The organism is Salipiger sp. (assembly GCF_059781815.1).
The window spans coordinates 2791-25438 of sequence record NZ_JBYNAH010000052.1 but is presented as its reverse complement, the minus strand read 5'-3'; the positions used below and the strand labels follow the sequence as shown (position 1 = coordinate 25438).

General features: G+C 67.6%; 21 protein-coding genes. 5 read left to right on the top strand and 16 right to left on the bottom strand.

What is annotated here, in order from left to right; genetic code table 11:
• A partial coding sequence (locus AC6RA4_RS08345; protein WP_500159266.1) for a hypothetical protein occupies positions 1-341 on the top strand: 341 nt, incomplete at its 5' end.
• Here AC6RA4_RS08345 and AC6RA4_RS08340 read toward each other — a convergent pair.
• From AC6RA4_RS08340 to AC6RA4_RS08325, 4 genes are all read right to left on the bottom strand, one after another.
• Entirely contained in the window at positions 328-2649 is a 2322-nt protein-coding gene (locus AC6RA4_RS08340; protein WP_500159264.1) for a type VI secretion system Vgr family protein, read from the bottom strand. The two genes, AC6RA4_RS08345 and AC6RA4_RS08340, sit on opposite strands and share 14 nt — an antisense overlap.
• A 97-nt stretch (positions 2650-2746) precedes the next feature.
• A complete protein-coding gene (locus tag AC6RA4_RS08335; RefSeq protein WP_500159262.1) occupies positions 2747-5125 on the bottom strand; it encodes an ImcF-related family protein in 2379 nt (792 codons plus the stop codon).
• Positions 5126-5164: 39 nt separating this feature from the next.
• Positions 5165-6043, bottom strand: coding sequence for a M15 family metallopeptidase (locus AC6RA4_RS08330; RefSeq protein ID WP_500159260.1), 879 nt, complete (start codon positions 6041-6043; stop codon positions 5165-5167).
• Positions 6044-6046: 3 nt separating this feature from the next.
• Positions 6047-6805, bottom strand: coding sequence for a PP2C family protein-serine/threonine phosphatase (locus AC6RA4_RS08325; RefSeq protein WP_500159258.1), 759 nt, complete (start codon positions 6803-6805; stop codon positions 6047-6049).
• Between the two features lie 197 nt (positions 6806-7002).
• On the opposite strand from AC6RA4_RS08325, the gene AC6RA4_RS08320 reads away from it, so the two are divergent.
• The 3 genes from AC6RA4_RS08320 to AC6RA4_RS08310 all read left to right on the top strand — a co-directional run bounded on the left by AC6RA4_RS08320 (position 7003) and on the right by AC6RA4_RS08310 (position 8569).
• Positions 7003-7734, top strand: a complete 732-nt coding sequence (locus AC6RA4_RS08320; protein ID WP_500159256.1) for an OmpA family protein — start codon at positions 7003-7005, stop codon at positions 7732-7734.
• A 71-nt stretch (positions 7735-7805) separates the two neighbouring features.
• On the top strand, positions 7806-8228 hold the full coding sequence (locus AC6RA4_RS08315; RefSeq protein WP_500159254.1) for a DUF6484 domain-containing protein: 423 nt from the start codon (positions 7806-7808) through the stop codon (positions 8226-8228).
• Positions 8228-8569, top strand: a complete 342-nt coding sequence (locus tag AC6RA4_RS08310; protein WP_500159252.1) for a hypothetical protein — start codon at positions 8228-8230, stop codon at positions 8567-8569. The genes AC6RA4_RS08315 and AC6RA4_RS08310 overlap by 1 nt, the downstream gene beginning before the upstream one ends.
• A 12-nt stretch (positions 8570-8581) precedes the next feature.
• Here the strand turns inward: AC6RA4_RS08310 and AC6RA4_RS08305 are convergent, their stop codons facing one another.
• The 5 genes from AC6RA4_RS08305 to AC6RA4_RS08285 all read right to left on the bottom strand — a co-directional run bounded on the left by AC6RA4_RS08305 (position 8582) and on the right by AC6RA4_RS08285 (position 14011).
• Entirely contained in the window at positions 8582-9541 is a 960-nt protein-coding gene (locus tag AC6RA4_RS08305) for a hypothetical protein (protein WP_500159250.1), read from the bottom strand.
• Positions 9542-9572: 31 nt separating this feature from the next.
• Positions 9573-10640 (bottom strand): DUF4150 domain-containing protein, encoded by a 1068-nt coding sequence (locus tag AC6RA4_RS08300; RefSeq protein WP_500159248.1) that lies wholly within the window; start codon positions 10638-10640, stop codon positions 9573-9575.
• Positions 10637-11668 (bottom strand): 3-oxoacyl-ACP synthase, encoded by a 1032-nt coding sequence (locus AC6RA4_RS08295; protein ID WP_500159246.1) that lies wholly within the window; start codon positions 11666-11668, stop codon positions 10637-10639. Before AC6RA4_RS08295 ends, AC6RA4_RS08300 begins: the two co-directional genes overlap by 4 nt.
• Positions 11665-12723, bottom strand: a complete 1059-nt coding sequence (locus tag AC6RA4_RS08290) for a DUF2169 family type VI secretion system accessory protein (RefSeq protein WP_500159244.1) — start codon at positions 12721-12723, stop codon at positions 11665-11667. Before AC6RA4_RS08290 ends, AC6RA4_RS08295 begins: the two co-directional genes overlap by 4 nt.
• Before the next feature lie 205 nt (positions 12724-12928).
• Positions 12929-14011: an OmpA family protein gene (locus AC6RA4_RS08285; RefSeq protein WP_500159242.1), complete on the bottom strand. Its 1083-nt coding sequence runs from the start codon at positions 14009-14011 to the stop codon at positions 12929-12931.
• A 210-nt stretch (positions 14012-14221) separates the two neighbouring features.
• On the opposite strand from AC6RA4_RS08285, the gene AC6RA4_RS08280 reads away from it, so the two are divergent.
• The gene (locus AC6RA4_RS08280; protein WP_500159240.1) at positions 14222-15697 is read left to right on the top strand and encodes a caspase family protein; all 1476 of its coding nucleotides are present in this window, start codon (positions 14222-14224) and stop codon (positions 15695-15697) included.
• 10 nt (positions 15698-15707) lie between these two features.
• Here AC6RA4_RS08280 and AC6RA4_RS08275 read toward each other — a convergent pair whose 3' ends face one another.
• The 7 genes from AC6RA4_RS08275 to AC6RA4_RS08245 form a co-directional block, all read right to left on the bottom strand.
• Positions 15708-16454 carry a siderophore-interacting protein gene (locus AC6RA4_RS08275; protein WP_500159238.1) on the bottom strand — a complete coding sequence of 249 codons (747 nt, stop codon included), beginning with the start codon at positions 16452-16454 and terminating at the stop codon, positions 15708-15710.
• A 35-nt stretch (positions 16455-16489) separates the two neighbouring features.
• Positions 16490-17041, bottom strand: a complete 552-nt coding sequence (locus AC6RA4_RS08270) for a PadR family transcriptional regulator (protein ID WP_500159236.1) — start codon at positions 17039-17041, stop codon at positions 16490-16492.
• Positions 17042-17300: 259 nt separating this feature from the next.
• Positions 17301-19190 carry a bifunctional sugar phosphate isomerase/epimerase/4-hydroxyphenylpyruvate dioxygenase family protein gene (locus AC6RA4_RS08265; protein WP_500159234.1) on the bottom strand — a complete coding sequence of 630 codons (1890 nt, stop codon included), beginning with the start codon at positions 19188-19190 and terminating at the stop codon, positions 17301-17303.
• Positions 19191-19215: 25 nt separating this feature from the next.
• The gene (locus AC6RA4_RS08260; RefSeq protein WP_500159232.1) at positions 19216-20490 is read right to left on the bottom strand and encodes a TRAP transporter large permease; all 1275 of its coding nucleotides are present in this window, start codon (positions 20488-20490) and stop codon (positions 19216-19218) included.
• Positions 20491-20493: 3 nt separating this feature from the next.
• Complete coding sequence (locus AC6RA4_RS08255; protein ID WP_500159230.1) at positions 20494-21021, bottom strand: TRAP transporter small permease; 528 nt, start codon at positions 21019-21021, stop codon at positions 20494-20496.
• Positions 21022-21092: 71 nt separating this feature from the next.
• Positions 21093-22103 (bottom strand): DctP family TRAP transporter solute-binding subunit, encoded by a 1011-nt coding sequence (locus AC6RA4_RS08250; protein WP_500159228.1) that lies wholly within the window; start codon positions 22101-22103, stop codon positions 21093-21095.
• Positions 22104-22120: 17 nt separating this feature from the next.
• Entirely contained in the window at positions 22121-22633 is a 513-nt protein-coding gene (locus AC6RA4_RS08245; protein ID WP_500159226.1) for a hypothetical protein, read from the bottom strand.
• Positions 22634-22648: the final 15 nt, after the last annotated feature.

The following is a 22648-nucleotide window of genomic DNA, read 5'->3' as shown; positions in this document are numbered from 1 at the left end:
CCTCGCAGGGCTTATTGGTACTGCTTGAGGGAACGCGCGAGGACGTGCTGCTGATGCTGGTCGTGCCGAGCGGAGATTCCGCCGGCCGGGCGTTTCCGCTCGCCGCGGTCTCTGCGCTCCCTGCGGTGGCGCAGGACGCGGCGGAGCGCTGGGGACGGGAGGCGCTGCCGCATCTCGACCGCGCGGTGGCCGGAGAGGCCGGGGGCGACGCTCTTGCCGCAGCGCTCGCGCCGCTCCTCCCGGAGGGCGGGGGCGCAGCGCTGAGCCCGCCGCTGGTCTGGGCGCCGGGCCGTACGCCGCGCGGCCCCGAGGCGCTGGAGCGGCTGGTCAGTTCTGGTTGATCTTCGAGCCCTTGAGGGTCATGTCGCTCGCCGCCTTCGCGGTGATCTTGCCCGAACCATCGATGGTGATGTCCTTGCCCTTGATGGTGATCGAGCCGTCCTTCTTCATCAGGATGCTGGCCTTGCCGCAGGTCAGGTTGATGCTGTCCTTGGCGTCGATGGTGAGGTCCTTGCCCACCGACACCACGCCGTTGTCGCCGATCGCGACGATGGCGTCCTTGCCGACCGAGATCGAGCTGTTCTCGCCCGCGTCGAGCGAGTGGTTCTTGGCCACTTGCGTCACCTGATCCTTGCCCACAGAGACGCTCTGGCTGCCGCCGACCTTCCAGCTGTCCGAGCCGCCGATGCCGTGGCCCTGGTTCGCGCCCACGGTGACCTGACGCACCGCGCCGATGGTGTTCATCTGCGCCGCGCCCACGGTGCGGGTCTCGCTGATGCCCACGGTGTCGACCCGGTTGGCGCCGACATTCACCGTCTGGTTGCTGCCCACGGTCTGGCTGTGGTTCACGCCGATGGTCTCGGTCGAGTTGCTGCCGACCATGATGGTCTCGTTCACGCCCACAGTGAGCGCGCGGTTGTTGCCCACGGTCTCGGTGTCGTCGTGGTCGATATTGACCGTGCGGTCGACCTTCACATGGGTGGTCTTGCAATTGTCGACCGTCTCGTCGCGGTTGTGGCCGACCCATTGCGTCGCGTCGTGCACCACCTCTTCTGACCAGTCATTGCCGATGTGGCGGGTCTCGTTGTTCTTGACCAGCTCGTCATGATCCTTTTCTGCCTGGAAATAGACCAGCTCCGAGCCTGCCTTGTCCTCGAACATCAGCTCGTTCCAGCCGCCGCCACCGAGCGAGGAGTTCGACTTCCAGCCCGATTTCGTGGCCTCTCCGGGCAGGCCGTAGGGCGGCATCTGCTCGGCGTTGTATACCCGTCCGGTGATGATCGGGCGGTCGGGATCGCCCTCGAGGAAATCGACGATCACCTCCTGGCCGATGCGCGGGATCTGGATGAAGCCCCAGCCCGAGCCGGCCCAGGCCGAGCTGACCCGCACCCAGCAGGACGAGTTCTCGTCCCTGGCGCCGACCCGGTCCCAGTGAAACTGCACCTTCACGCGGCTGTACTCGTCGGTATAGATTTCCTCGCCGCTCGGGCCCACGACCACGGCGGTTTGCGGACCGCGCATCACCGGGCGCGGCGTGACGTGGGACGGGCGCCAGCGCGAGTCCGAGGGCAGCACGCGATAGCGGGCGCTGAACCCCATGCGTTCCTCGCGCTCGCCCGCGCCGCCGGCGAAGTACTGACCGTCCCAGAGTTGGTAATCGACCCGCAGGATGAAATAGGCGCCGTTCTCGACCAGCCGTGGGAAATCCACGAAGTCGAAGAGGTTGCCAGACCACAGCAGGCTCGCCGTGCTGTCGGCATCCATCTCGAAATGACTGCCCTGGTCGGCCTCGAGCCGCATGTCGGTGAGGCGCTGGCCGCCGGCGATCTCGGTATAGACGCCGGGATAGTCATAGCGCTCCATCTCGCTCGCACTGTGCTTCTTGGGATCGGAGAGCTGCGTGCTGAGATCGGCGGAAGGCTTTTCGAAATCGTAGTCGGTCTGGGTGTGGGTGCCCGTCACCACCGTTGCCAGCCGCCGCCAGCTGGTGATCACGCCGGGGCCGCGCTGGGCGTCGGTCGCATCGGGCTCGAAGCGCAGCAGCGGCAGGTCGGGCTGCGGAGAGAGGTCGTCGAGCGTGTCGGCGATGATCAGCTTGTGCTGGAACGCGTCGAATTCGTGAAAGTAGAAGATCCCCTCGTGCTCCATCAGGCGCTGCAGGAAATCCAGCGTGCTTTCGCCGTACTGAACGCAATAGATGCGCGGATCGTAGCTGCCGCTCAGCCGCAGCTCGTAATCCGAGAAGCCGTTCTCGTCGAGGATCTGGGTGATGATCTCGGGAACAGACATCTCCTGGAAGATGCGGTTGTCGCTTGCCTTGGAAAGCAGCCAGAGCGTCGGCCGCAGCACCAGCCGGTAGCCATAGACCACGTCGAAGGCGTCGCTCTCGGTGCCGAGAAAGGCGAACTGGTCGACGATGCCGTTGAAATGGCGGGTCTGGGTCTCGTCGAGCTCGTTGGTATAGGCCGCGACGTTGCAGACCTGTCCGAGCAGCTCGCTTGCCGGGATGTCGGGGTCTTCGCTGATCGCGATCACCTCGTAGCGGAAGCAGCTGCTGATCGCGTCGTGCCCGGTCATCCTCGAGAAGGTGAGGTCGCCGGGTCCGCCAAGATTGATCGGGGTCGTCAGCTCGGCAATTCGGTCTATCATATCGCGCGTCCCCTCTATCGGGAATGGTCGGATCAAAATAACAATCTGTAATCACCTGTGACTATACAGGGATTCCCGACCTCGTGGGTTGTAAACTTCACAAGGTCGCGGGGCAGTCGAAGGCGCGCAGCACCGGCCGGATCGAGACCGGGTTGAGCGGCGCGGGAAATCCGAGCTCGAGAAACACGCGCCCCTCGCTGTTGCGCAGGTCGAGCAGGGCGCGCGCGCCGTCGTCGCGCAGCCGCAGGCGGGTGCCGTCGATCAGCCGGTAAAGGCCCCAGGGGCCGGTTTCGATCAGCCGCGCCGCATCGGTGCTTTCGCGGAACGCCACCTCCACCCCGGCCTCGGGGCGCGGGCCGGGCCAGTCGAGCGTGGCCGGTGCGCCGCTGGTCCGCACCGGCGCGGCGCTGCCGCCGATCGCCACGAGGGTCTGGCCGCGCTCGGCCAGTGCGGCCAGCGTCAGGCTGTGCGAGAGCCTGCCGTCGGCGGTGAACAGCGCCTGCGAGATCTGCGTTGCGCGCTCGAGAAACTCGGCGCTTTCCGGCTGCATCCCGGCAAAGCGCGCCTCGGGTTTCCAGCGCCACGGGCTCTCGGCGGTCTCGAGCATGGGCTGGGCATAGGTCGCGAGGAAGGTGGTCAGCGAGCCCTGCGGGCCAAGCAGCGAGGCGATCTCGGACAGGCTGGCATCGCCGCCGTTCTGGAACGGGTAGCGCCCGCTCACTGTGTTGCGGCAGGCAGGGAAGACCTGCTGCTGCCATTGCCGCGCCAGCGGGTATTGCGCCGCGTCCTCGGCGGCGGGGCGGGCGGATTGCGCCAGCACGTCCTCGGCGATCTGCACCACGATGCGCGGCGCGCTCTTCAGCGCCGCGATGGAGCGCGAGCGATCCTGGAAGGTCATCAGCCGGCGAGTGGCGCGGCGGGCGTCGATATCGACCGCGCCAAGCGCCACGTTGAGGGGCGAAAACAGCCGCGCGATCTCGGCCATGCGGCCCTGTTCGACATACTGGATCATCGGCCCGAACTCGCGCGCGAGCAGGAGCTGCTGGTCGTGGCTGCGGCTGCGGTCGTTACCGCCGCTCTGCTCCCAGACCTCGCGCAGGAGGCGGGTGAGCGGGTTCTCGGCCTGCGCGAGCTGCCCCGAGACCACGATGGCGGTCTCGCGGTCGGCGAAGGGCTGGACCCGCAGGTCGGCCAGCCAGTCCTTCCACGCCGCGGCCGTCTCGCGGTGCAGTCGGTCGAGCAGCAGGTCGGGCGAGCTGTTCTCGGGCGGCAGCGCCACGCCGGTGATCTCGGGCGCGACGGCGCGGGCGTTCTGCACCGCGAGCCCGACGCCGGTGCTGCGCGCCGCCTGCCAGCCTTCGGTGGTGAAGAGACCGGGGATCCCTTGCGAGATCGGCGCGCCGGAGCGGCGCAGCAGCACCGTCTCGACGCCGGGCACCGCCTCGGGGGCGATCCAGTCGGGCAGGGCGCGCATCTCGTCCGAGCGCAAGAGTTCGAGCCAGGCCCGCGCCGGCTCGGGCACTTCGGCGGCAAAGCCGCGCGCCTGATCCATGATCTGCGTGTCCTGCGGCTGCAGCGCCACCGGCCCCTCGAGCGGTGCCACGTGCCGCGCCAGCCCGCCCAGCCCGACGGCCGCGCCGTGATCCTCGAGCCAGCCGGCAAGGTAGCCCGGCTGCCAGCCTTGTTCGCCGGTCAGCACCGACCACGCGCGCAGCGTGTCGTAAAGCGCCAGCCCGTCGCCCTCGGTGGCAAGGAACTGCTCTAACCCGCGCGCCAGCTCGGGCGGCACCTGCCGGCGCGCAGCCTCTGCATAGGCGGCCTCGGCGCGGGTCTCGCTGTCGACCACCGGCAAGCGCAGCACGCGGCGCAGCGGCGCCATGCGCTCGACCTGCACCACCCGGTCGGCGGCGGCGCGCAGGGCATCGAGCCGGCGCACCAGCTCGGCGCCCTCCTGCGTGCGGTCGAGCCCGATATTGAGCGCCTCGGCCTCGAAATCCGCGCCGATCTGGCGCTGGAAACGATACTCGAGCACCCCGGCATAGGTGGCGAGGCCCCCCAGGAGCAGCAAAGCAAACCCCGCGGCCTTCCAGCCCCAGCCGCCGCCGTGGCGGCGCTGGGGACCGGCGCGCACGGTCTCGGCCCGTTCCAGCATCTCGCCGAGAAAGGCCTCGAGATCGTCCATGCCGTTGCGCCTTGCGGTGTCGCGGAACTCTCGGATCCGGGCCATCGGGATGTCGCGGCCCTCGAAGAGCGCGCGCCGCGCCAGCACCGACCAGGTGCCGAGCGTGATCCCCTTGAGCTGGCGCGCGCGCTGGTCGATCAGCATCGCAAGCGCGTAGCGCGCCGGCTTGATCGCCACCTGCGCCACGCCGGCCCGCTGGGCGGCTTTTTCGAAGCCCTCGAGCAGCGGCGCGGCCTCGTCGATGATGCGGCGCTCGCCGTGTTTCGCGTCGATCCCTTCGATGAAGCGGAGCACTGGCCCGGCGGTTTGTCTGAGCGGGGACGGTGCCATCTGTCAGAGCAGGCCCTCGGCCTGCCACTTGCGCAGGGTCTCGACCCCGACCTCGAAATGCATCGAATCCTCGCGGCGATAGCCCGCGCCCCAGTACCAGCCTTCCTCGTTGAACAGCTCCGCCAGCAGGAGCAGCCCGAACTGGGTGCCGCCATCGGCAAACCCGTCGAGCTGGCCCTGCAGCTTGAGGTCGATCGCGGTGCCCCAGCTGTGGTTCGAGACCGAGCTGCGCGAGCCGCGGATCAGCCGGGCACAGATCGCGCCGGCGGTGCCGAGCGCGGCGTAGATGTCGGGCTCTTGTGCCTGAAGCTTGTCGACGATGCGCTGCAGGCTGTCGAGCGCGGGGCGGATCATGGTGACGCGGATCGGGCCGACCTGCCGGGTCTCCATCAGCGCCTTGAGCTTGGGCTGGGTGACCGCCTGGCAGGTGGTGGAATAGGTGCTGCGCGGGTGGCCGAGGATTTCCAGCATGACGCGGTTGCCGGGCTGGGTGATGCCCATGTTGAAGCGCGACTTGGCGGTGCGCATCTCCTCGGTCATCTCTTCGGTGCCGGGCTGATCCTCGGCGGCGCCAATGACCTCGGGCATGCCGGGGACGAAGTCGGGCACGGCGAGGGCCGGGCCGGGGGCCGGGGCGCGGCTGGCGGACAGCGCGATCTCTTCCTCGAGCCGCTCGATCTCGGCCTCGGCGTCGCGCAACTCCGAGCGCAGCGTGTCGAGCCCGCTGCGCAGCTGCGACAGCTCGGCCTCGGCGCGTTCGAGCCGCAGCTCGGTGCGGCCATCGGCGGTTTGCAGCAGGGCGCCGACCACGGCAAAGCAGATCGCCGCGACGATCAGCCCGATGGCGACGATGATGGGGCCGATGAAGGCGCCGTCCCGCATCGGTCAGCCCTCCGAGGCGAAGACGCAGATCACCGAGACGTTGTCCGGTGCGCCGGCCTCGATGCAGGCGCGCACGAGCTCGGCGCAGATGTCGCGCGGCGTGGCGTCGAGATGCATGAGGTTGGCGATGGTCTGGTCGGCGAGGCAGGCGGTGAGCCCGTCGCTGCAAAGCAGGATGCGGTCGCCGGGCACCAGCGGCACGGCGGTGTCGTCGATCTCGAGATCGGGCTCGGCGCCCACGGCGCGGGTGACCACATGGCGCTGCGGGTGGCGATGGCGGTCGCCGTCCCTGAGCAGGCCCTGATCGACCATCTCCTGCACAACGGTGTGATCGCGGGTCAGCAGCCGGAGCTGCCCGGCGCGCATCAGATAGGCGCGGCAATCGCCGGCCCAGGCGATATGGGCGGTGCAATTCTGGATCAGCATCACCACCGCGGTCGCGCCCATCTGTCCGATCTCGGGGCTCTGGGCCTTGGCATGGATGGCGCGGTTGGCCTCTTGCAGCCGGGCGCGCATGGTCGGGGCGGGCGGGGCGAAATCGCTGACCAGCGTGACCTGGTCGAGCACCATGTCGGAGGCCATCGCCCCGTGGCCATATCCGCCCATGCCGTCGGCCACTGCCCAGAGCAGCCCCGCGGGGTCGGTGAGGATGCTGTCCTCGTTCTCTTCGCGAACGCAGCCGGTATGGGTCAGGCCAGCCCCTTTGAAACTGGGCGCCGGCAACGGTCTCAGGATGGGATTTCTTGTTTGGGGCGTGGACATGCGCGCGCCTTGATCAATGCCGGTGGGGCTCGGCGTCAATGCGGGTTTTCCAGCCCCGCGTCTCCCCCGAAAATAGCTGTATTCAAACACCGCTCATGCTACTCTTTTTTCAGCATCCGAAAAACCTTTTTCCAAGGGGGGTGATTATGCTTTTGAGAACGATGTTTTTTTCCGTGTCCTGCCTGAGTGTCCTTGCGATGCCGGCTTTCGCTCAGGACGAGCTTTCCGTCGATGAACTGACCCAGATCTTCCAGCGTCAGAAACAGGTCTTCGAAGAGGCCGAGACCAGCGGCCTTGGCCAGACCCGCGGGCTGAAGCTGATCACCGTGCAGGACGTCACCGCCGAAAGCGCGGCGCCCGAGGTGACTGCCACGGCGCCCGAGACACCGGCCACACCCGCCGCGCCCGAGCTGCAGCAGACCGCGCCGCAGGTGGCGACCACCGCGCCCGAGCTGTCCGCGCCCGCGGGCAGCGGGCAGGGGGTGTCGATCACCGCCTCGAGCGACAGCGCGCCGCAGCGCCCCGCCGATCCCAACAAGCCGCTGCTGGCCGCGGCGAGCGACGCGCCGATGGTGTTCGGCCAGCTCGCGCCCGAGCTGCAGGTCAACCTGCATATCGAGTTCGGCTTCGACAGCGCCGCGATCTCGGACGATCAGAAACCCAAGCTGCGCACCGTGTGCATGGCGCTTCTGGCGGCGGATGTGGGCAAGATCCGCATCGTCGGCCACACCGATTCCGCCGGCTCAGAGGCCTATAACGAGACACTCTCGGTGCTGCGCGCCAAGGAAGTGGCGCGCAACCTGATCGAGGAATGCGGCCTGCCGCCCTCGCGTCTCGAGACCGTTGGCATGGGCGAACGCTTCCCGTTCAACGAGGCCAACCCGCGCGCCGACGAGAACCGCCGCGTCGAATTCCAGGCGCTGAGCTGAGGATCACAGGCGGGCGGGGCCATGGCCTTCGCCCGCGTCACGACACCGGAACCGACAGGGAGGTCGGGCAGATGCAGGTATCGGAGCGCATTCAGGGCGTGATCATCGGGCTGCTGCTCGGCTTCGAGGACGGCCTGCCGCTGGTGGTCTTCGCGGGCAATCCCAAGGACCGGGCGGTGCCGGCGCGCAGCCTTGCCCAGCTCGGACCGGACGATGTCGGCTCGGAGGTGGCGCTGCTCTACGAGGATGGCGACAGCACGCGGCCGCTGATCGTCGGCAAGATCGTAGAGCCACGCCTGCGCGAGGGTGCACCCGAGGTGGTGCGCGACGGCGAGCGGGTGAAAATCACCGCCAACGACCGCCTCGAGCTGCGCTGCGGCAAGTCCTCCATCGTGATGGAGAAGGATGGCCACATCACCATCCGCGGCACCTATCTCGTCAGCCATGCCTCGGCCTCGAACCGCATCCGCGGCGGATCGGTGAACCTGAACTGATGCCCGCCCCCGTCCTGCCCGAAATGCTGCGTCAGCACGCCGAGCAGGCCGCGTTCCTGTGGACGGTCTACGACCACGCGCTGCTCAACCCCGACGACAATCCCGACATGGACGCCGAGCGCATCGAGCGGCTGCTCGAACGGCTCGAGGCGCATATCGACGGTTTGCGGGTGGCCGGCGCAGACGGGCTGAAGGTCGCCGAGGAGCGCTATATCGAGTATCCGGAAGCCGGCGAGCTCTTCGTGGTGCGTATGCTGCAGCCAAGCGCCGCAGGGCTGACCGTGGCGGCGCTCGATCTCGACAAGGTGCGCGCCTTCCTGCTGGGCTCGCTTCCAGCGTAAGCGGCGAAGCACTCAGGCCAGATCGGCGATCTCGGTCAGACGCCAGCGCCCGTCCTTTAGCCGAAATATGCCTTCCAGATCCGTGGCCCAGAGCACCGAGCCGGTGACCTTGAGATGGGTGAGATGCCCGGGCTCGCGCTCGCAGCCGGTTTCGACCGGGACAAGCTCGCCGTCTTCCAGCGTGAAGAGGCATGGACCTTCGTGATCGGGATCGAGCCCGGCACCGATATAGCGGACGCCGTCGTGCAGCGCGGTGAGGTGCAGCGCCGGGTTGTCGTCCTGAAAGAGCTGCTCGAAACCCTCGTCCATCGTGCCGCGATAGATCCCGGCGACGGGATCGTCGCCGCAGAGCACCGCCGCGCCTCCCTCGTCATAGCCATGCACCAGCCGGGCGCCGGTCTCGAGCCATTGCTCGTCGGTGGCGCCGTCCTTCAGGCGGATCACCCGCCCCAGAGCGCCGCAGAAATAGGTCTCCTGTCCGATCGGGAAGGCGCGGTACATGTCGGGGAAGCGGCGGGCGTAGTCGTACATGCGGGGGCTGGTGCGGCGGGTGTAGCTCTCGGCGCTTTCGCCGCCCTGGCGGGGCGGCATCTCGGGGCGCGGCTCTGGCACCACCAGCGGCACCCAGTCCTCGCGCGGGACATCGTAGTACCAGATGTTCGAGGCATCGCCGCAGACGTAGTAGCGATCCCCGATCCGCGTCACGTCGAAGGGCACCATGCCCTCGACCGGCAACGGCAGGGGCACCGCGATCTCCATCTCGCGCGACGCGGCATAGAGTTGCCCCGCCGCGACGATCCACGCCGCGAAGCTCTTGGGGTTCACCGTCATCGCCAGCACCTGCCCGCCATGGGGCGTGCGAAAGCTGTGATGGGCGGTCGGCTCGAACTCCACGTAGTGGAAGATCCAGTCCTCCGCTTCGGAATCGTCGATGGCGAGGACCAGCTTCTCGGTGACGGGCAGGGCGTACATGGGCGGTCTCCTTCCGGGTGGCGCAGCCGGCTCAGGTCAGCGACGAATGGCGCGTCGGCATCAGGTTGGCGTTGAGATTGCCGTCGCGGCTCAGCCGTTCCTTGGCGTTGTCGAAGCGCTCGTTGGACTTGCGGACATTGGGTTTGCAGGTCGGCTGCGGGTCCTGGGCGCAGGCATTCTCAAACTGCTTCTCGACGCATTCCTTGCCGGCCTCGGCGCATTCGGTGTCAACCACCGCCGACTGGTAGGCGGCGCAATTGGTCAGCGCCTGCTTGGCGATCTCGACCGCGTCGCCGATGGGTCGGGCATTGTTGCCGAAGCTGGCGTCGAAGAAATAGTGCATGTAGCCGTGGCCGCGCCCGGTGCTGAGCGAGGCGACGTTCTTCTCGGTCGCGTATTCGTCGGCCTTCTTGGCGATCTTCTTGCCGGTATCGCTGGTGCGCTCGGCCTGCGACTTGCCGCTCGACTTGCCGCCGACGCAGATCGCGCAGGCGTCGTCGATGGGCGGGAAGGTCTCGTGCGCGGGCTTTGAATCCTCGCGGGTGCCGTCGCGCAGGTATTCGTCGGGAATGATATGGTGGGCCTCGCCGCCGCGCTCGTTACACTTGTCCTTGATCTCGCCGTAGCTGCCGACGAGGCAGTTGTCGGTGTCGCGAAAGCCGGGCATCCCCGGCTTGCCGACGATCAGCCAAGGCGCATCGTTGCCGGTGTTGCTCTGGTGGTTGGTGGTGGCGAGGTCGGTGAAGCGCACCACGCCCTTGCCCTCGGCCTTGACGTCCATCGACCATTTCTGGGCATAGGCCTTGCCCATGTTCTTCGAGGTGATGATGCCCTTCTTCGGCGCGCAGCCCGCCTCGTCGCCCGAGATCTTGGAGTATTTCGAGCTGTTCTCCTGGCTGATCTCCTTGCCGCCGATCTTCACCGTGCCGGTGCCGGAGGTCAGGTCGCTGTCCATGCCGAAATTGGGGTAGGGGATCGGTACGCCCGGCGGGGTGGCCGGGGTCTGGGGCGGGGTGAAGCAGGTGTCGGGGAAGGCGGCGATGATCTTGCAGCCCTGCGCCTTGGCCGAGATTTCCAGACAGTTCGCGAAGACCGTCATGCCGCAGCCCTCGCCACAAGCGCGCCGCAGGCGCCGTCATCTCCCGAGGCCTCGATCAGCACCGGCCCTTGCGGGCCGTAGCGCTTCTCGGCCGCCGCAAGCGCCCAGCCCAGCATCAGGGGTACCACCGCCGCGCCGATATTGCCGAGGCTCGCGCCCACCGCCCAGATCGGCTGTACCGCGCTGCGTTCGCGCTGGGTGCGCATCATCGCCAGCGCGGTCTGGCGGAACCAGAAGCTTTCGCCCGGCAGGTCGCCGATCTTGAGCACGATGTCGGAATGCGCGAGGCCCGCCTCCGAGAAGGCCTCGGAATAGGCGCGCACCATGCCATCTCCGCGCAGCGGCAGGTCGAACCCGTCGCTGTCCTGGCCATTGTAGATCGGCGCCGGCTCGCGCGAGAGGCCGAGCCCGCCGATCGCGAGCCCGCCCGGGTGACGCGCCGAGCACAGCACCGCGGCCGCCGCCTCGCCAGGGATGAAGCCGTCGGGGGTGGTGGGGGTGAGCAGCCGCTCCTGCGACCGGTATTGGCCCACTGCGGGCGCGGTGAGGTAGCTGTCGACTCCGAGGATCATCACGTAATCCGACCCGTCCGAGAGCATCTGCCGCGCCTTCTGCAACGCCACGAAACCCGAGGGCCGGCCATGCGAGACCAGCCGAACGCGCTGGCGCTCGGGCAGGCGGACGATCTCGCCGACCATCCGCATGAACGCCGCGCCGTCGCGGATCAGCCTTCCCTGCCGGCTTTCCTCGGCGAGGCAGAGGATGAGGTCGGTCTTGTCCGCTGCCTCGGGGACGCGCTCGAACACTTCGCAGATCGTCGCGGCGCACATATGGGCCAGCCGCTTGGCGCCCATCCAGTTGCGCGGCATCGGCACCGGTGCGCCGACCAGCCACTCGCCGCCGCCACGGGGGAAGCGGGTCTCCTGGAAGCCGTCGAGCCGGGCGCGCAGGGCGGCGCAGGAGGAGGGCGCGTCGAGCCCGACCGCCGTGACCATGCCCGAGGTGAGGATCTGCAGCGCGCCGCTCATTCGGAGGCCTCCCCGCCATCGCCAGAGGCCACCGCGCGGATATAGCGCCGGCCCTCGCGCTTGGCGCGGGCCATGGCCTCGGTGGGCGGCCCGACCCAGGCTTCGGAGAACTCGAGAAAGCCGCGCTGCATCGGCAGGTCGACCCGCCAGACCAGCGCGAACTTGCGCGCATCGGTGTCGATCAGCACGGTGTCGGGCAGCACCTCGCGGTCGAGCGCGGGCCGCGCGCCGCGGAAGATCGCGAGCGGCAGCTCGCAGTCGATGAGCCAGAAGCTCTCGCGGCCACGATCGGTCAGGTTCAGCAGGATCACCTCGGTGCCTGAGCGCGGCGGGGGGATCTGCTGATCGGGCGGGGCGCTCTGGTAATAGCGCTCGTCGAAATCCTTGGGCAGGAACGGAAACACGTTGTCCTGCCACGCCTGATCATAGGTGCCGGCATGGCACCGCCGCTGCGGCCAGCTCCGCCCGTAGGGGCCAAGCGCCATGGGGGTGTAGCTGCCGAAGGGCGAGGAGATGTCCTCGTCGCTGGCCTGCGTGTGGGGCAGCCTGAGCCCGTTGATCCGCAGGTGGTTGCGCCGCGCCGCAAAGCCGGTGCCAACCGGGTTGTCGTCGTAGACGCCGGGCTGGGGATCCTCGGGATCGAGCGTGTCGGTGCCGCCGAAGGCGTGGTCATAGCTGATCGGCAGGCGGCGGAACGGGGCGGGATCGGTGGCGACGAAGGCGGGGCCCACCGCCATCCAGTGCCGCTCGCCGAAGACGTCGAAGGATTTCGACCACTGGCCGAGCCGGATGCCGACGCGGAGCTTCGTTGCGACCTCGCCGCGTGGGGCGTGGGCAGAGCCGTTGACGATCACGTCGCAGCGCGCCTTGCGGAAAGCGAAGTCGGTCTCCCATCGGCAGGCCGAGAGCCCCGGCTCGCCGTGATACTGGTCGGCGTGGACCAGCGGCGCCTGCGTCTTGCTGGGCACCGGGGCGCCGCCCGCGGTGTCGGGGAAGTCGAAGGTCCGCTTCACCACGAGCGACAGGTAATCCCGGCCCGCCGGGTCCTGTCCCATGGTGAAGTCCGCCTCGCAGGGGAGTTGTCGGTAAATCTCCAAGTCGCCCTCGGGCTCCGTTGTCAGAACATGTTAAAAATCGGTCGGTCGTAATCGTCTTGTGCCCGGGGGGCTCCCGCGGGCGGTTGGGCGCGCTTCCGGCGGTGTGAGGGACCGCCGCGCCCGTGAGGGATAGACCGCGGCCCGCCTGGACGGGCCGCGACCGTCAGTTCAGCGCGCTGAACTCGATGCGCCGGTTGCGCGCCTTGTTGGCGGCGCTGGTGTTTTCAAGAAGCGGTCGCGCCTCGCCATAGCCCACCACCAGCATGCGGTTCTCGGGGATGCCCTTGCCCTGCAGGTAGTCCTTCACCGAGGCCGCGCGCAGTTCGCTCAGCCGCAGGTTGGCGGCATCGCTGCCATCGCTGTCGGTGTGGCCCGCGATCTCGATGCGCAGGTCGGGGCAGCGGCTGACCACGTCGTAGAGGTTCTCGAGCAGCGGGTAGCTGTCGGCGCTGAGCCGGGCGCTGCCGGCGTTGAAATAGATGTTGCCCGCCCGGCTCAGGATCTCGAACCGGCCGATGCAGGCCTCCCGGTCGAAGGCGCCCTTGGTCTCGAGCGCCGCCGAGGCGCCGCCACCTGCGGCAACCGCGGTGACATCGGCCATCGCGACCGGGGTGCCCGGGCTCGAGCGGTTGAAGACGAAGTCGAAGCTGACCATGCCCACGGGCACGATCACCACCTCGGCGGCTTCCTGCAACTTCTGCCGCCCGTCCTCGAGATTGAAATCGGCGAGCTTCAGCGCGATCGGCTTGGTGGTCGAGACATTGACGCGGTCATTGTCGATCAGGCTGACCGCAACCTGGGCGCTGCGCTCGACGGTGACGCCGTGCAGGTTGAGGGTGAACGGCACCTCGACCATCTTGCGCCGGGTCTGGTGCAGATCGCGCAGCGTGTCGGGATCGAGCTGCGCGGTGATCAACGCCTCGGGGTACTTGAAGGATTCGAAGAACAGGAAGCGCATGCGCACGTTGCGCAGGTCGACATGGGTGTCGACCGAGTCCATCAGCACCCGGATCTGCGCCTTGCCATCCTCGGTGATCAGGCCCGAGATCGTGGCAAAGCGGCTGTCCTCGGCGACATCGCCCTTCTTGATCGACATGAAATTCAGCTCGGAGCTTTCGGCATCGAGCGTCCAGCCGTTCTCGAACGGGTCGATGGTCTGTGACGTGGCAAAGGTCGCCAGGAGAAGCAGGACAGCCACGGAGACGATAAAATCGAGACGAAACAAACGGGTTTTGGTACGAAACATAGTAATGACCTTCCCTGCGTGACGATAAGAATGCTAGTATAGGGTCGGTTAGCGAATAAGATTATTATCCTGAATATTGGTCGCTCAGGCAACAACGGTTATCGGAAGGTCCTCAATTTCGCGTATCGCGAGCTTCCGTGTCCTGCGAAACGCACCGGTCGGGGCAGGTGTGATGGCGCTTGATCGACGCACAGACACAGAGATCACTGCATGTTCCTACGCACGCTCGTCTTTTCGATTGTCACGCTCCTGATCAGCATGGGCGGGGCGCTTTATGCCGAGACCCGCATCGCGTTGGTGGTGGGAAATTCCGACTATCAGGCGGTGTCTTCGCTCGAGAATGCGTCGAACGATGCGACGCTGATCGCGTCGACCCTGAGCGGGCTGGGCTTCGAGGTGCACGAGCTGATCGACGCCGACCGCACCGAGCTCACCCGCGGCATCGCCCAGTTCGGGCGCGCGCTGCGGCAGGCCGGGCCCGAGGCCACGGGGCTGTTCTACTACGCCGGGCACGGGGTGCAGTCCTTTGGGGTGAACTACCTGCTTCCCGTGAGCGCCGAGCTCAGCGATGCCGCCGATCTCAGCCTCGTGGCGGTGGAGGTGCAATCGGTGCTGCGGCAGATGTTCTCGGCCGGCAACCGCACCAACATCATGATCCTCGATGCCTGCCGCAACAATCCGTTCAGCAACATCCCGGAATTCAACGACAACGGCCTTGCCGAGATGAAGGCGCCCACCGGCACCTTCCTGGCCTACGCAACCGCGCCCGGCGCGGTGGCAATGGATGGCGGCGGCGAGAACAGCCCCTTCACCCGCGCCATGGCCGAGCTGATGCCGACCCCGGGCCTGCCCATCGAGCAGATGTTCAAGCAGGTCCGTGTCGAGGTGCTGCGCGAGACCGGCGGCTTGCAGACGCCGTGGGACAGCTCGTCGCTGGTGGGGGATTTCTCCTTTGCCGAGGGCGAAAAGCTGACGGCGCGCGATCTCGAGGCGCAGCAGTTCTGGGAATCGATCAAGGACAGCCGCGATCCGGTGCAGATCATGCTGTTCCTGCGCGGCTACGGCGACACCGCCTTTGCCGGCGAGGCGCGCGGGCTGCTGACAACGGTGATGGAAGAAGAGCTGGCCGGCGTGACCACGGCCCAGCCCGAGGCCGCGCCCGAAGAGCCGCCCGCCGACGAGCAGGCGCTGTTCGAGGCGGCGCAGGCGAGCAACACCATCGAGGCATATGAGCGCTACCTCGCGGCCTTCCCGAACGGCACCTTCGCCGAGTTCGCGGAAGGCGAGATCGCGGCGCTGGGCGCGTCCTCGGGGCAGGACCCGGTGGGCGGTGGCCCGGTCGAGCCCGAGCCGGCGCCGGAGGCGCCCGCTGTGGCGACGGTTGTGCCCGAGACCGAGACCATCACCTTCACCGGCGCGCTGGTCTCGGACGAGCCGGCAGTCAACGGCCGCTCGATCGCCGATCTGATCAACGCGACCCCGCTCTTTCCGCCGATCGAGGATCTGCCGGAGGAGTTCTGGAAGGGCCAGACCTGCAGCAACTGCCACCAGTGGACGCAGGAGCGCATCTGCACGCAGGCGCAGACCTATGTCGGCGCGAGCGAGGAGGCGTTTGAGAAAAAGCACCCTCTCGGCGGGGCCTTCAAGCGCAAGCTTCAAACCTGGGCGGCTGCGGGCTGCGAGTGAGCCCTGCGGCTCAGTCGAGCGACTTGTCGCTGCTGCCGGCGTCTCCGCGCACCCAGTAGCCCGCGGCCTTGAGGTCTTGGGCCGGGTGGCCGCGCTCGTCGAGGAAATGCTGCTTCAGCGCCTTTGCGACTCGCGCCTCGGCGGCGATCCAGACAAAGCCCTTGCCCTCGGGCAGCGTCAGCGCGCGGGCGGCATCGAGCAGGGCGGCGGGCTCGTGCGCTTCGGCGACCGGGCGGTGCACCCAGTGCGCCTCGAGCGTCGCCTCGGTCTCGAAGCGCTGCTCGTCCTCGGCGCCCGGCACGGCGGCAAGGGTGATGACCTGCGGCCCGGCGGGGGTTTCCTCGGCGCGGCGGCCGATGGCGGGCAGGGCGGTCTCGTCGCCAATCAGCAGCCACCAGTCGAAGACCGGCGCGATCACCGCCGAGCCACGCGGCCCGCCGATGCGGAGCTCGTCTCCGGGAGCGGCGTTGAGCGCCCAGTCGGTGGCCGGGCCGGCCTCGTGCACGGCGAAGTCGAGCACAAGCTCGCGGCGCTCGGTGTCGTAACGGCGGGGCGTGTAATCGCGCATCTCGGGCTTCTCGCCGCCAGCGTCGAAGAACAGCTTGATATGGTCGTCGGCGCCAAGGCTGGTGAAGTCGGCCAGCTCGTCGCTGTGCAGCACCATGCGGATCATGTGCGGCGTGAGATAGCTGGTCTCGCGCACCGTGAGGGTGCGGCGTTTGAGTTCGTGGCGATGCCTTGTGATGATGGGTTCCATGGGAAATCCTGTGTCTGAATGGGGGCTTGCGGCGTCTACTTCGCGCCGCTGGCAATCTCCTGCGCGGTCTTGCGCAGCGTCTCTGAAAGGGCCTCGATCACCGCCGGATCGTTGTTGCAGGCCGCGAGGCGCTGGCGCAGGGCCAGCTTGATGTCGTCCATCGCGGCGACGATCTCCTCGGGCGCGTTGGCGCGGTGATTGGGCGGGATGGTGCGGGTCAGCAGCTCGTCGGCGGCGGCGCGATTGGCCTCGATGAAGGCTTCGCCCTCAGCGGTGATGCGCGAGAGCTTGCGGGCGTTCTCGTCGGGCTCCACGGCGATGTAACCCATCTCCTCGAGCCACGAGAGCGTTGGGTAGATCACCCCGGGGCTGGGGCAGTAGGCACCGTTGAAGCGCTCCTCGATGGCCTTGATGATCTCGTAGCCGTGGCGCGGGCTCTGGGCGATCATCGCGAGGATCAGCAGCCGCAGCTCGCCATATTCGAAGAGCCGCTTGGGGCCGCGCTTGCCCTCTCTCGGGGCGCGTTTTTCACCGGGGCCATGCGGGCCCTTGCGGTGGGGATGAGCGGAGCGTGAGCCGTGTCGCATGAAGAGAGCCTCGGGAAGGGTGAGTCTAGATATATCGTAATAGTCGATATATCGAGAATTCCTCCCGACACAAGTCGGCACGGGGCTGCCATTGGCTGAGGGACGTGTGCGTTGCAGGGCGGGAACGTCTTGCAACGCATTGAAAGTATGATGATTTTGTATCTGAGGGGCGCGCTTCACACGTTCCCGTGACCACGCGCCCCGTATCGATGGGATGCGAGGCGCTTGCCATGTCGAAAGCCGGGAACGACGGGTCGGATCAGGTCTGCGGGATGCCCTTGCTCGGCCCGAGGCGCTTTTGCGCCGCGATGCGGAACGGGGCGTTCGGCCCGCCAAAGCCGGTGTAGCCCGGCCCGCGCTGGACGATCTCGAAGAACATGCCGCTGGCGAAGGCGCGCGAGTAAAGCTGGAAGAACTCCGCCTCGCCCTCGCGGTCATAGAGGATATTGGCGGCGCGCAGCCGCTCGAGCAGCCCGTCGGGCATGTCGAACCGCGCGGCGAGGTCGTCGTAGTAGTTCGCCGGGATCGGCAGCGGCGCGAAGCCGGTCTCGGCCATCTTGGCGGCGGTGGCGAAGATGTCGTCGGTGGCGAGCGCGATGTGCTGCACCGAGGCGCCAAAGGTCGAGGCGAGGAAGCGGCCGGCCAGCGTGCGGTGGGTCTCGGCGCCGTTGAGGGTGATCTTGAGACGCCCGGCGGCGCTCTCGACCACCTGGCTGCGCACCAGCCCGTCCGGGTCGATCACGTCGACCATGGGGGATTTCTCCATGTCGAAGAGCGTCGCGTAGAACAGCGTCCAGCTCAGCATGTCCTCGTAGGACATGGTCTGCGCGAGGTGGTCGATATGGGTGATGCCGGCATCGTTGCGGGGCGCGGCACCGGTCTTGGCAAACTCCACGTCCCAGACGCTGTCGAGCCCGCTGGTGGCGTCGATGAAATGCAGCACCGAGCCGCCAAGGCCGCGGATCGCCGGGATCGCCAGCTCGCCTGGCCCGGTGGGCTGGGAGAAGGGCGCGGAGCCGAGCGCCTTGGCGCGGGTCACGGTCTCGTCGGCCGAGGAGACCTGCAGGCCGATGTCGCAGACCGAGAGGCCGCGGGTGTTCCAGACATGGCTGGCATGGCCCTCGGTCTCGGAGTTGATGACGATGCGCACGTCGCCCTGCTGCCAGAGCGCCACCTGCTTGTTGCGGTGCTGTGCCGCATGGGTGAAGCCGAGCGTCCGAAGCAATGAGGACAGCGTCTCGACCTCGCCGTCGCGGGCGGTGAACTCGATGAAGCTGACGTCCTCGGCCCGGACCCGGGGCGGGATCGCGGGCAGGTCGATCTTGGTCTCCGGCTCGACCCGGCGCACATCGTCCATCAGTGCCACCAGAGAGCGGTAGCCGTCCTGCGCGGTGGCCTTGGCGTTGGAGCCGCGGAACTGGTCGTTGAAGATCTCGAGGCTGATCGGGCCGCTATAGCCCGCCGCCATCACCGCCTGCATGAAGCGGCGCACCTCGAGATCGCCTTCGCCCGGCATGTTGCGGAAGTGGCGCGACCAGTAGAGCAAGTCCATCTCGATGGCGGGCGCATCGGCGAGCTGCACGAAGAAGATCTTGTCGCCGGGAATGGCGCGGATCGATTCTGGGTCGATCTTGCGCCCGAGCGTGTGGAAGCTGTCGAGGATCAGCCCGACATGATCGTGATTGGCGCGGCGCACGATCTCCCATGCGTCGCGGTGATCGCTGAAATGCCGGCCCCAGGCCAGCGCCTCGAAGCCCACCCGCAGCCCGCGCGCGCCGGCGATCTCGCCCAGCTCGGCGAGGTCGTCGGCGGCGCGCTGGATGCCGCCGAGCGCACGCGGATGCACCGACGAGCAGATCAGGATCAGGTCGGTGCCAAGCTCCTGCATCACGTCGAACTTGCGCTTGGCGCGGTCGAAGGCCTTGGAGCGCAGCGGCTCGGGCAGGCATTCGAAATCGCGGAAGGGCTGGAACAGGGTGATGTCTAGCCCGTGGTCGCGGATCATCCGCCCGACCTCGCGGGCGCCGCCATCATGGGCGATGAAATCCTGCTCGAAGATCTCGACCCCGTCGAACCCGGCGGCGGCGATTGCGTCGAGCTTCTCGGGCAGGGCGCCCGAGATCGAGACGGTGGCGATCGAGGTCTTCATGGCGGGGTCTCCCACGGATTGCGGATCAGAAGCCGAGCAGGGTCGGCAGCCAGGTGACGGTTTGCGGCACGAAGGTGAGGATGATCAGCACCAGCACCTCGACGAGGAAGAAGGGCATGATCGACCGGATGAGCCGGGCCATCCCGACATTGGCCACGCCCTCGGCCACGAAGAGGCAGAGGCCGAGCGGCGGGGTGATCAGGCCGATCATCAGGTTGAAGATCACAAGGATGCCGAAATGGGTCGGGTCGACCCCCATGCTGACGGCGATCGGGTGCAGGATCGGCACCAGCACCAGCATCGCCGCGATGCCTTCGAGGAACAGGCCCACGAAGAGGAACAGGATGATGACGGCGATCAGGAAGGCGGTCTTGCTGTCGACATTGCCCAGCACCCAGTCGGTCAGCATGTTGGGAATGCGGTTGTAGGTCAGCAGCCAGTTCGCCGCCGCCACCGCCGCGATGATGATCAGGATCACCGCGCTGTCGCGCATCGCGCCCGAGAAGATCCGGGGCAGGGCGGAGAGCTTGATCTTGCGGTAGACGAAGACCCCGAGGATCAGCGCGTAGCCGACGGCGAAGCTCGCCGCCTCGGTGGGCGTCACGATGCCTGCGAGGATCGAGCCCACCACGAGCACCGGCATCAGCAGCGGCAGGATGCCCTGCAGCAGCGCCTGGCCGTTGGAAGGCCCGCCGAGGTCTCCGGCCTGGTCGCCATGGTCGACCTTCACGGTCAGCATGACATAGCCCGACAGGAAGACCGCCAGCAGCAGGCCCGGCACCACACCGCCGAGGAACAGCGCCGGCACCGAGACGCCCGAGACGATCAGCGCGTAGATGATCACCGGGATCGAGGGTGGGATGATCGGTCCGATCACCGAGGATGCGGCGGTGAGCGCGGCGGCGAAGCTGCGATCATAGCCGTGCTTTTCCATCTCGGGGATGAACACCCGGCCGATGGCCGAGGTATCGGCGACCGCCGAGCCCGAGAGCCCGGCAAAGATCACCGAGGCCCAGATATTGACCAGCGCGAGGCCGGCGCGCATCCGCCCGACAAGCACGTTGGCGAAGGCGATGATGCGGCCGGTGATGCCGCTTTCGTTCATCAGCTCGCCGGCCAGAACGAAGAGCGGGATGGCCAGCAGCGGGAAGGAGTTCAGGCCTTTGTAGATCTCTGTCGGCACGATGCGCAGCGTGTAGGGCGCGTCGCCGGTGGCCATGAAATAGAGCAGGGCGGCGATGATCGCGATGGCGATGGGCGCGCCCGCCAGAAGGCCGACGATGAGGATGGCATAGACCATGGCTCAGAACTCCCGTCTCTGGGTGAGGCGCTCGACGAGCTTCAGCGCACCGGCGACCGCAAGCAGCCCGCCGCCGAAGGCGATGGCGTATTGATAGGGGCCGACCTTGCCGAGCCAGACCAGCCAGTCGATGCCGGTGGAGGTGGCGAGCCAGTCGGCGGTGCTCTTGAGGCCCGAGCTGTCGACGCTGCCGCGGCGCAGGGCAAAGACGTGGCCGGCATAGGCCAGCGCCAGCCCCGAGGCCACGGTGACCACGTCGGCGATCATGAAGAGCACGTGGCGCACCCGGCCCGGCAGGGTGTCGGTCAGCACGGTGAAGCGGATGTGCTGGTCGTTGAGATAGGCCAGCGCGAGCCCGAACATGACGCCGTAGATCGTCAGGTAGATCGGCAGTTCCTCGCCCCACGGCACCGAGCGGCCCATGGTGTAGCGCCGCAGCGAATTGACGAAGATGATCAGGAAGACGAGCGCCATCGACAGGCCGGCACCAAAGCCGAACAGCCATCTTGCGGCGCGGGTGAGAGCGGTCATGTCAGCTCCTCCGAAATAAAATAGGCCGGGCCCCCCTCGCAGCGGCCCGGCCCCGGCACGGCGCGCGCCTCTTACTGCGTGGCGTCCGCCACGGCAGATTGCAGGCGGTCGATCCACTCGGCGTCATCCCCGAGTTCACCGCGCAGGTACTCGACCACGGCGGGCTGTGCCTTTTCCGCGAAGGCGGCGATCTCGTCGGAGGTCGGCGCGTAGACCTGCATGCCCTCTTCCTGGACCTTGCCGACGCCCTCGGCGGTGTTCCACTGCTGGATCGCACGGCCCATGGTGCCGGCGACGCGGGCGGCGCGGGCAACCACTTCCTGCTGCGCCGGCTCGAGCATGTCGTAGAACTCGTCGGAAATCAGGATGAAGTCGGCGGCGTAGACGTGGCCGTCGAGGGTCATGTATTTCTGCAGCTTGTGCAGGCCGTTGTTGTAGATCACGCCGACCGGGTTCTCCTGGCCGTCGACCACGCCGGTCGAGAGCGCGTTCGGGAGCTCGGTCCAGGCGATCGGGGTCGGCTCGCCGCCAAGGCCCTTGACCATCTCGACATAGAGCGGGATCGGCTGGACGCGGAACTTCAGGCCTTCCATGTCGGCGGGCGACTTGATCTCGCGCACACCGTTGGTGAAGTTGCGGAAACCGGTCTCGCCATAGGCCAGCGTGCGCAGGCCGGTCTTCTCGAGGCAGTGCTCTGCGAGCGCGTCGCCGAACTCACCGTCGAGCACGTCCCATGCCACGGTGGCCGAGGAGAAGGTGTAGGGGATGTCGAGCACGGAAGCTGCCGGGCAGACCTTCGACATGGCGCCCGAGACCAGCACCACCTGCGTGAGGTTGTCCTGCGCCTGTGCGATCAGCTCGTCCTCGTTGCCGAGCGCGCCGGCGGGGAAGACCTCGACGGTCATGTCCGACTGGCCTTCGACGATGTTCTTGAAGATCTGCGCTGCGGCGCCCTTCTTGGAGCCGGTCCAGTCGTCGGGGTCGACGTGGGCGACGCGGATGGTCTGGGCCATGGCCGAGCTGGCGGCGAGGCTGCCGCAGAGCGCGGTGACGGCCAGAAGAGATGTGGTGATGGAACGCATGATTTCCTCCCTTTGCGTTACGAGTTGCCCGCGGTGGCGAGCGGGGTCTTGTCGAAGGCGTCGAAGGTTGCCTTCATCCGGTTCGGGTCGGCGGGCCGGCCCGTGAAAAGCTCGAAAGCGCGCACCGCCTGGAACACCGCCATGCCGGAGCCCGGCAGCACGCGGCAGCCCTTGGCGCGCGCGGTTGCGATGAGCTGGGTCTCGAGCGGGAAATAGACGATGTCGGCGACCCAGAGGTCGCTGGCGATGAGATCGGCCTCGATCGCCATGCCCGGCAGCTTGGCCATGCCCATCGGGGTGGCGTTGACGATGCCGGTGGGGCGGTCCGCGGCGAAGAGCGCGGCAAGGTCCGAGACCGCCTGCGTCTCGGTGCCGGGACGGTTGCCCGCGACCAGTTTCGCGAGCCCTTCGGCGCGGGCCGGATCGGTGTCGAAGATCGAGAGCTTCTTGACGCCGCAATCGGCCAGCGCATGGGCCACGGCAACGCCGGCGCCGCGGAGCATCGTTCGTCGCGAGATGGGTGTAGTCATCGGACTTCCTGGGTG

Coding starts and splice junctions, on each gene's coding strand:
- AC6RA4_RS08245 (WP_500159226.1), bottom strand. CDS start 22,633: ATGACTACACCCATCTCGCGACGAACGATGCTCCGCGGCGCCGGCGTT.
- AC6RA4_RS08250 (WP_500159228.1), bottom strand. CDS start 22,103: ATGCGTTCCATCACCACATCTCTTCTGGCCGTCACCGCGCTCTGCGGC.
- AC6RA4_RS08280 (WP_500159240.1), top strand. CDS start 14,222: ATGTTCCTACGCACGCTCGTCTTTTCGATTGTCACGCTCCTGATCAGC.
- AC6RA4_RS08265 (WP_500159234.1), bottom strand. CDS start 19,190: ATGAAGACCTCGATCGCCACCGTCTCGATCTCGGGCGCCCTGCCCGAG.
- AC6RA4_RS08320 (WP_500159256.1), top strand. CDS start 7,003: ATGCCGGCTTTCGCTCAGGACGAGCTTTCCGTCGATGAACTGACCCAG.
- AC6RA4_RS08290 (WP_500159244.1), bottom strand. CDS start 12,723: ATGGGACAGGACCCGGCGGGCCGGGATTACCTGTCGCTCGTGGTGAAG.
- AC6RA4_RS08340 (WP_500159264.1), bottom strand. CDS start 2,649: ATGATAGACCGAATTGCCGAGCTGACGACCCCGATCAATCTTGGCGGA.
- AC6RA4_RS08330 (WP_500159260.1), bottom strand. CDS start 6,043: ATGCGGGACGGCGCCTTCATCGGCCCCATCATCGTCGCCATCGGGCTG.
- AC6RA4_RS08275 (WP_500159238.1), bottom strand. CDS start 16,454: ATGGAACCCATCATCACAAGGCATCGCCACGAACTCAAACGCCGCACC.
- AC6RA4_RS08310 (WP_500159252.1), top strand. CDS start 8,228: ATGCCCGCCCCCGTCCTGCCCGAAATGCTGCGTCAGCACGCCGAGCAG.
- AC6RA4_RS08325 (WP_500159258.1), bottom strand. CDS start 6,805: ATGTCCACGCCCCAAACAAGAAATCCCATCCTGAGACCGTTGCCGGCG.
- AC6RA4_RS08255 (WP_500159230.1), bottom strand. CDS start 21,021: ATGACCGCTCTCACCCGCGCCGCAAGATGGCTGTTCGGCTTTGGTGCC.
- AC6RA4_RS08260 (WP_500159232.1), bottom strand. CDS start 20,490: ATGGTCTATGCCATCCTCATCGTCGGCCTTCTGGCGGGCGCGCCCATC.
- AC6RA4_RS08315 (WP_500159254.1), top strand. CDS start 7,806: ATGCAGGTATCGGAGCGCATTCAGGGCGTGATCATCGGGCTGCTGCTC.
- AC6RA4_RS08305 (WP_500159250.1), bottom strand. CDS start 9,541: ATGTACGCCCTGCCCGTCACCGAGAAGCTGGTCCTCGCCATCGACGAT.
- AC6RA4_RS08270 (WP_500159236.1), bottom strand. CDS start 17,041: ATGCGACACGGCTCACGCTCCGCTCATCCCCACCGCAAGGGCCCGCAT.
- AC6RA4_RS08300 (WP_500159248.1), bottom strand. CDS start 10,640: ATGACGGTCTTCGCGAACTGTCTGGAAATCTCGGCCAAGGCGCAGGGC.
- AC6RA4_RS08295 (WP_500159246.1), bottom strand. CDS start 11,668: ATGAGCGGCGCGCTGCAGATCCTCACCTCGGGCATGGTCACGGCGGTC.
- AC6RA4_RS08285 (WP_500159242.1), bottom strand. CDS start 14,011: ATGTTTCGTACCAAAACCCGTTTGTTTCGTCTCGATTTTATCGTCTCC.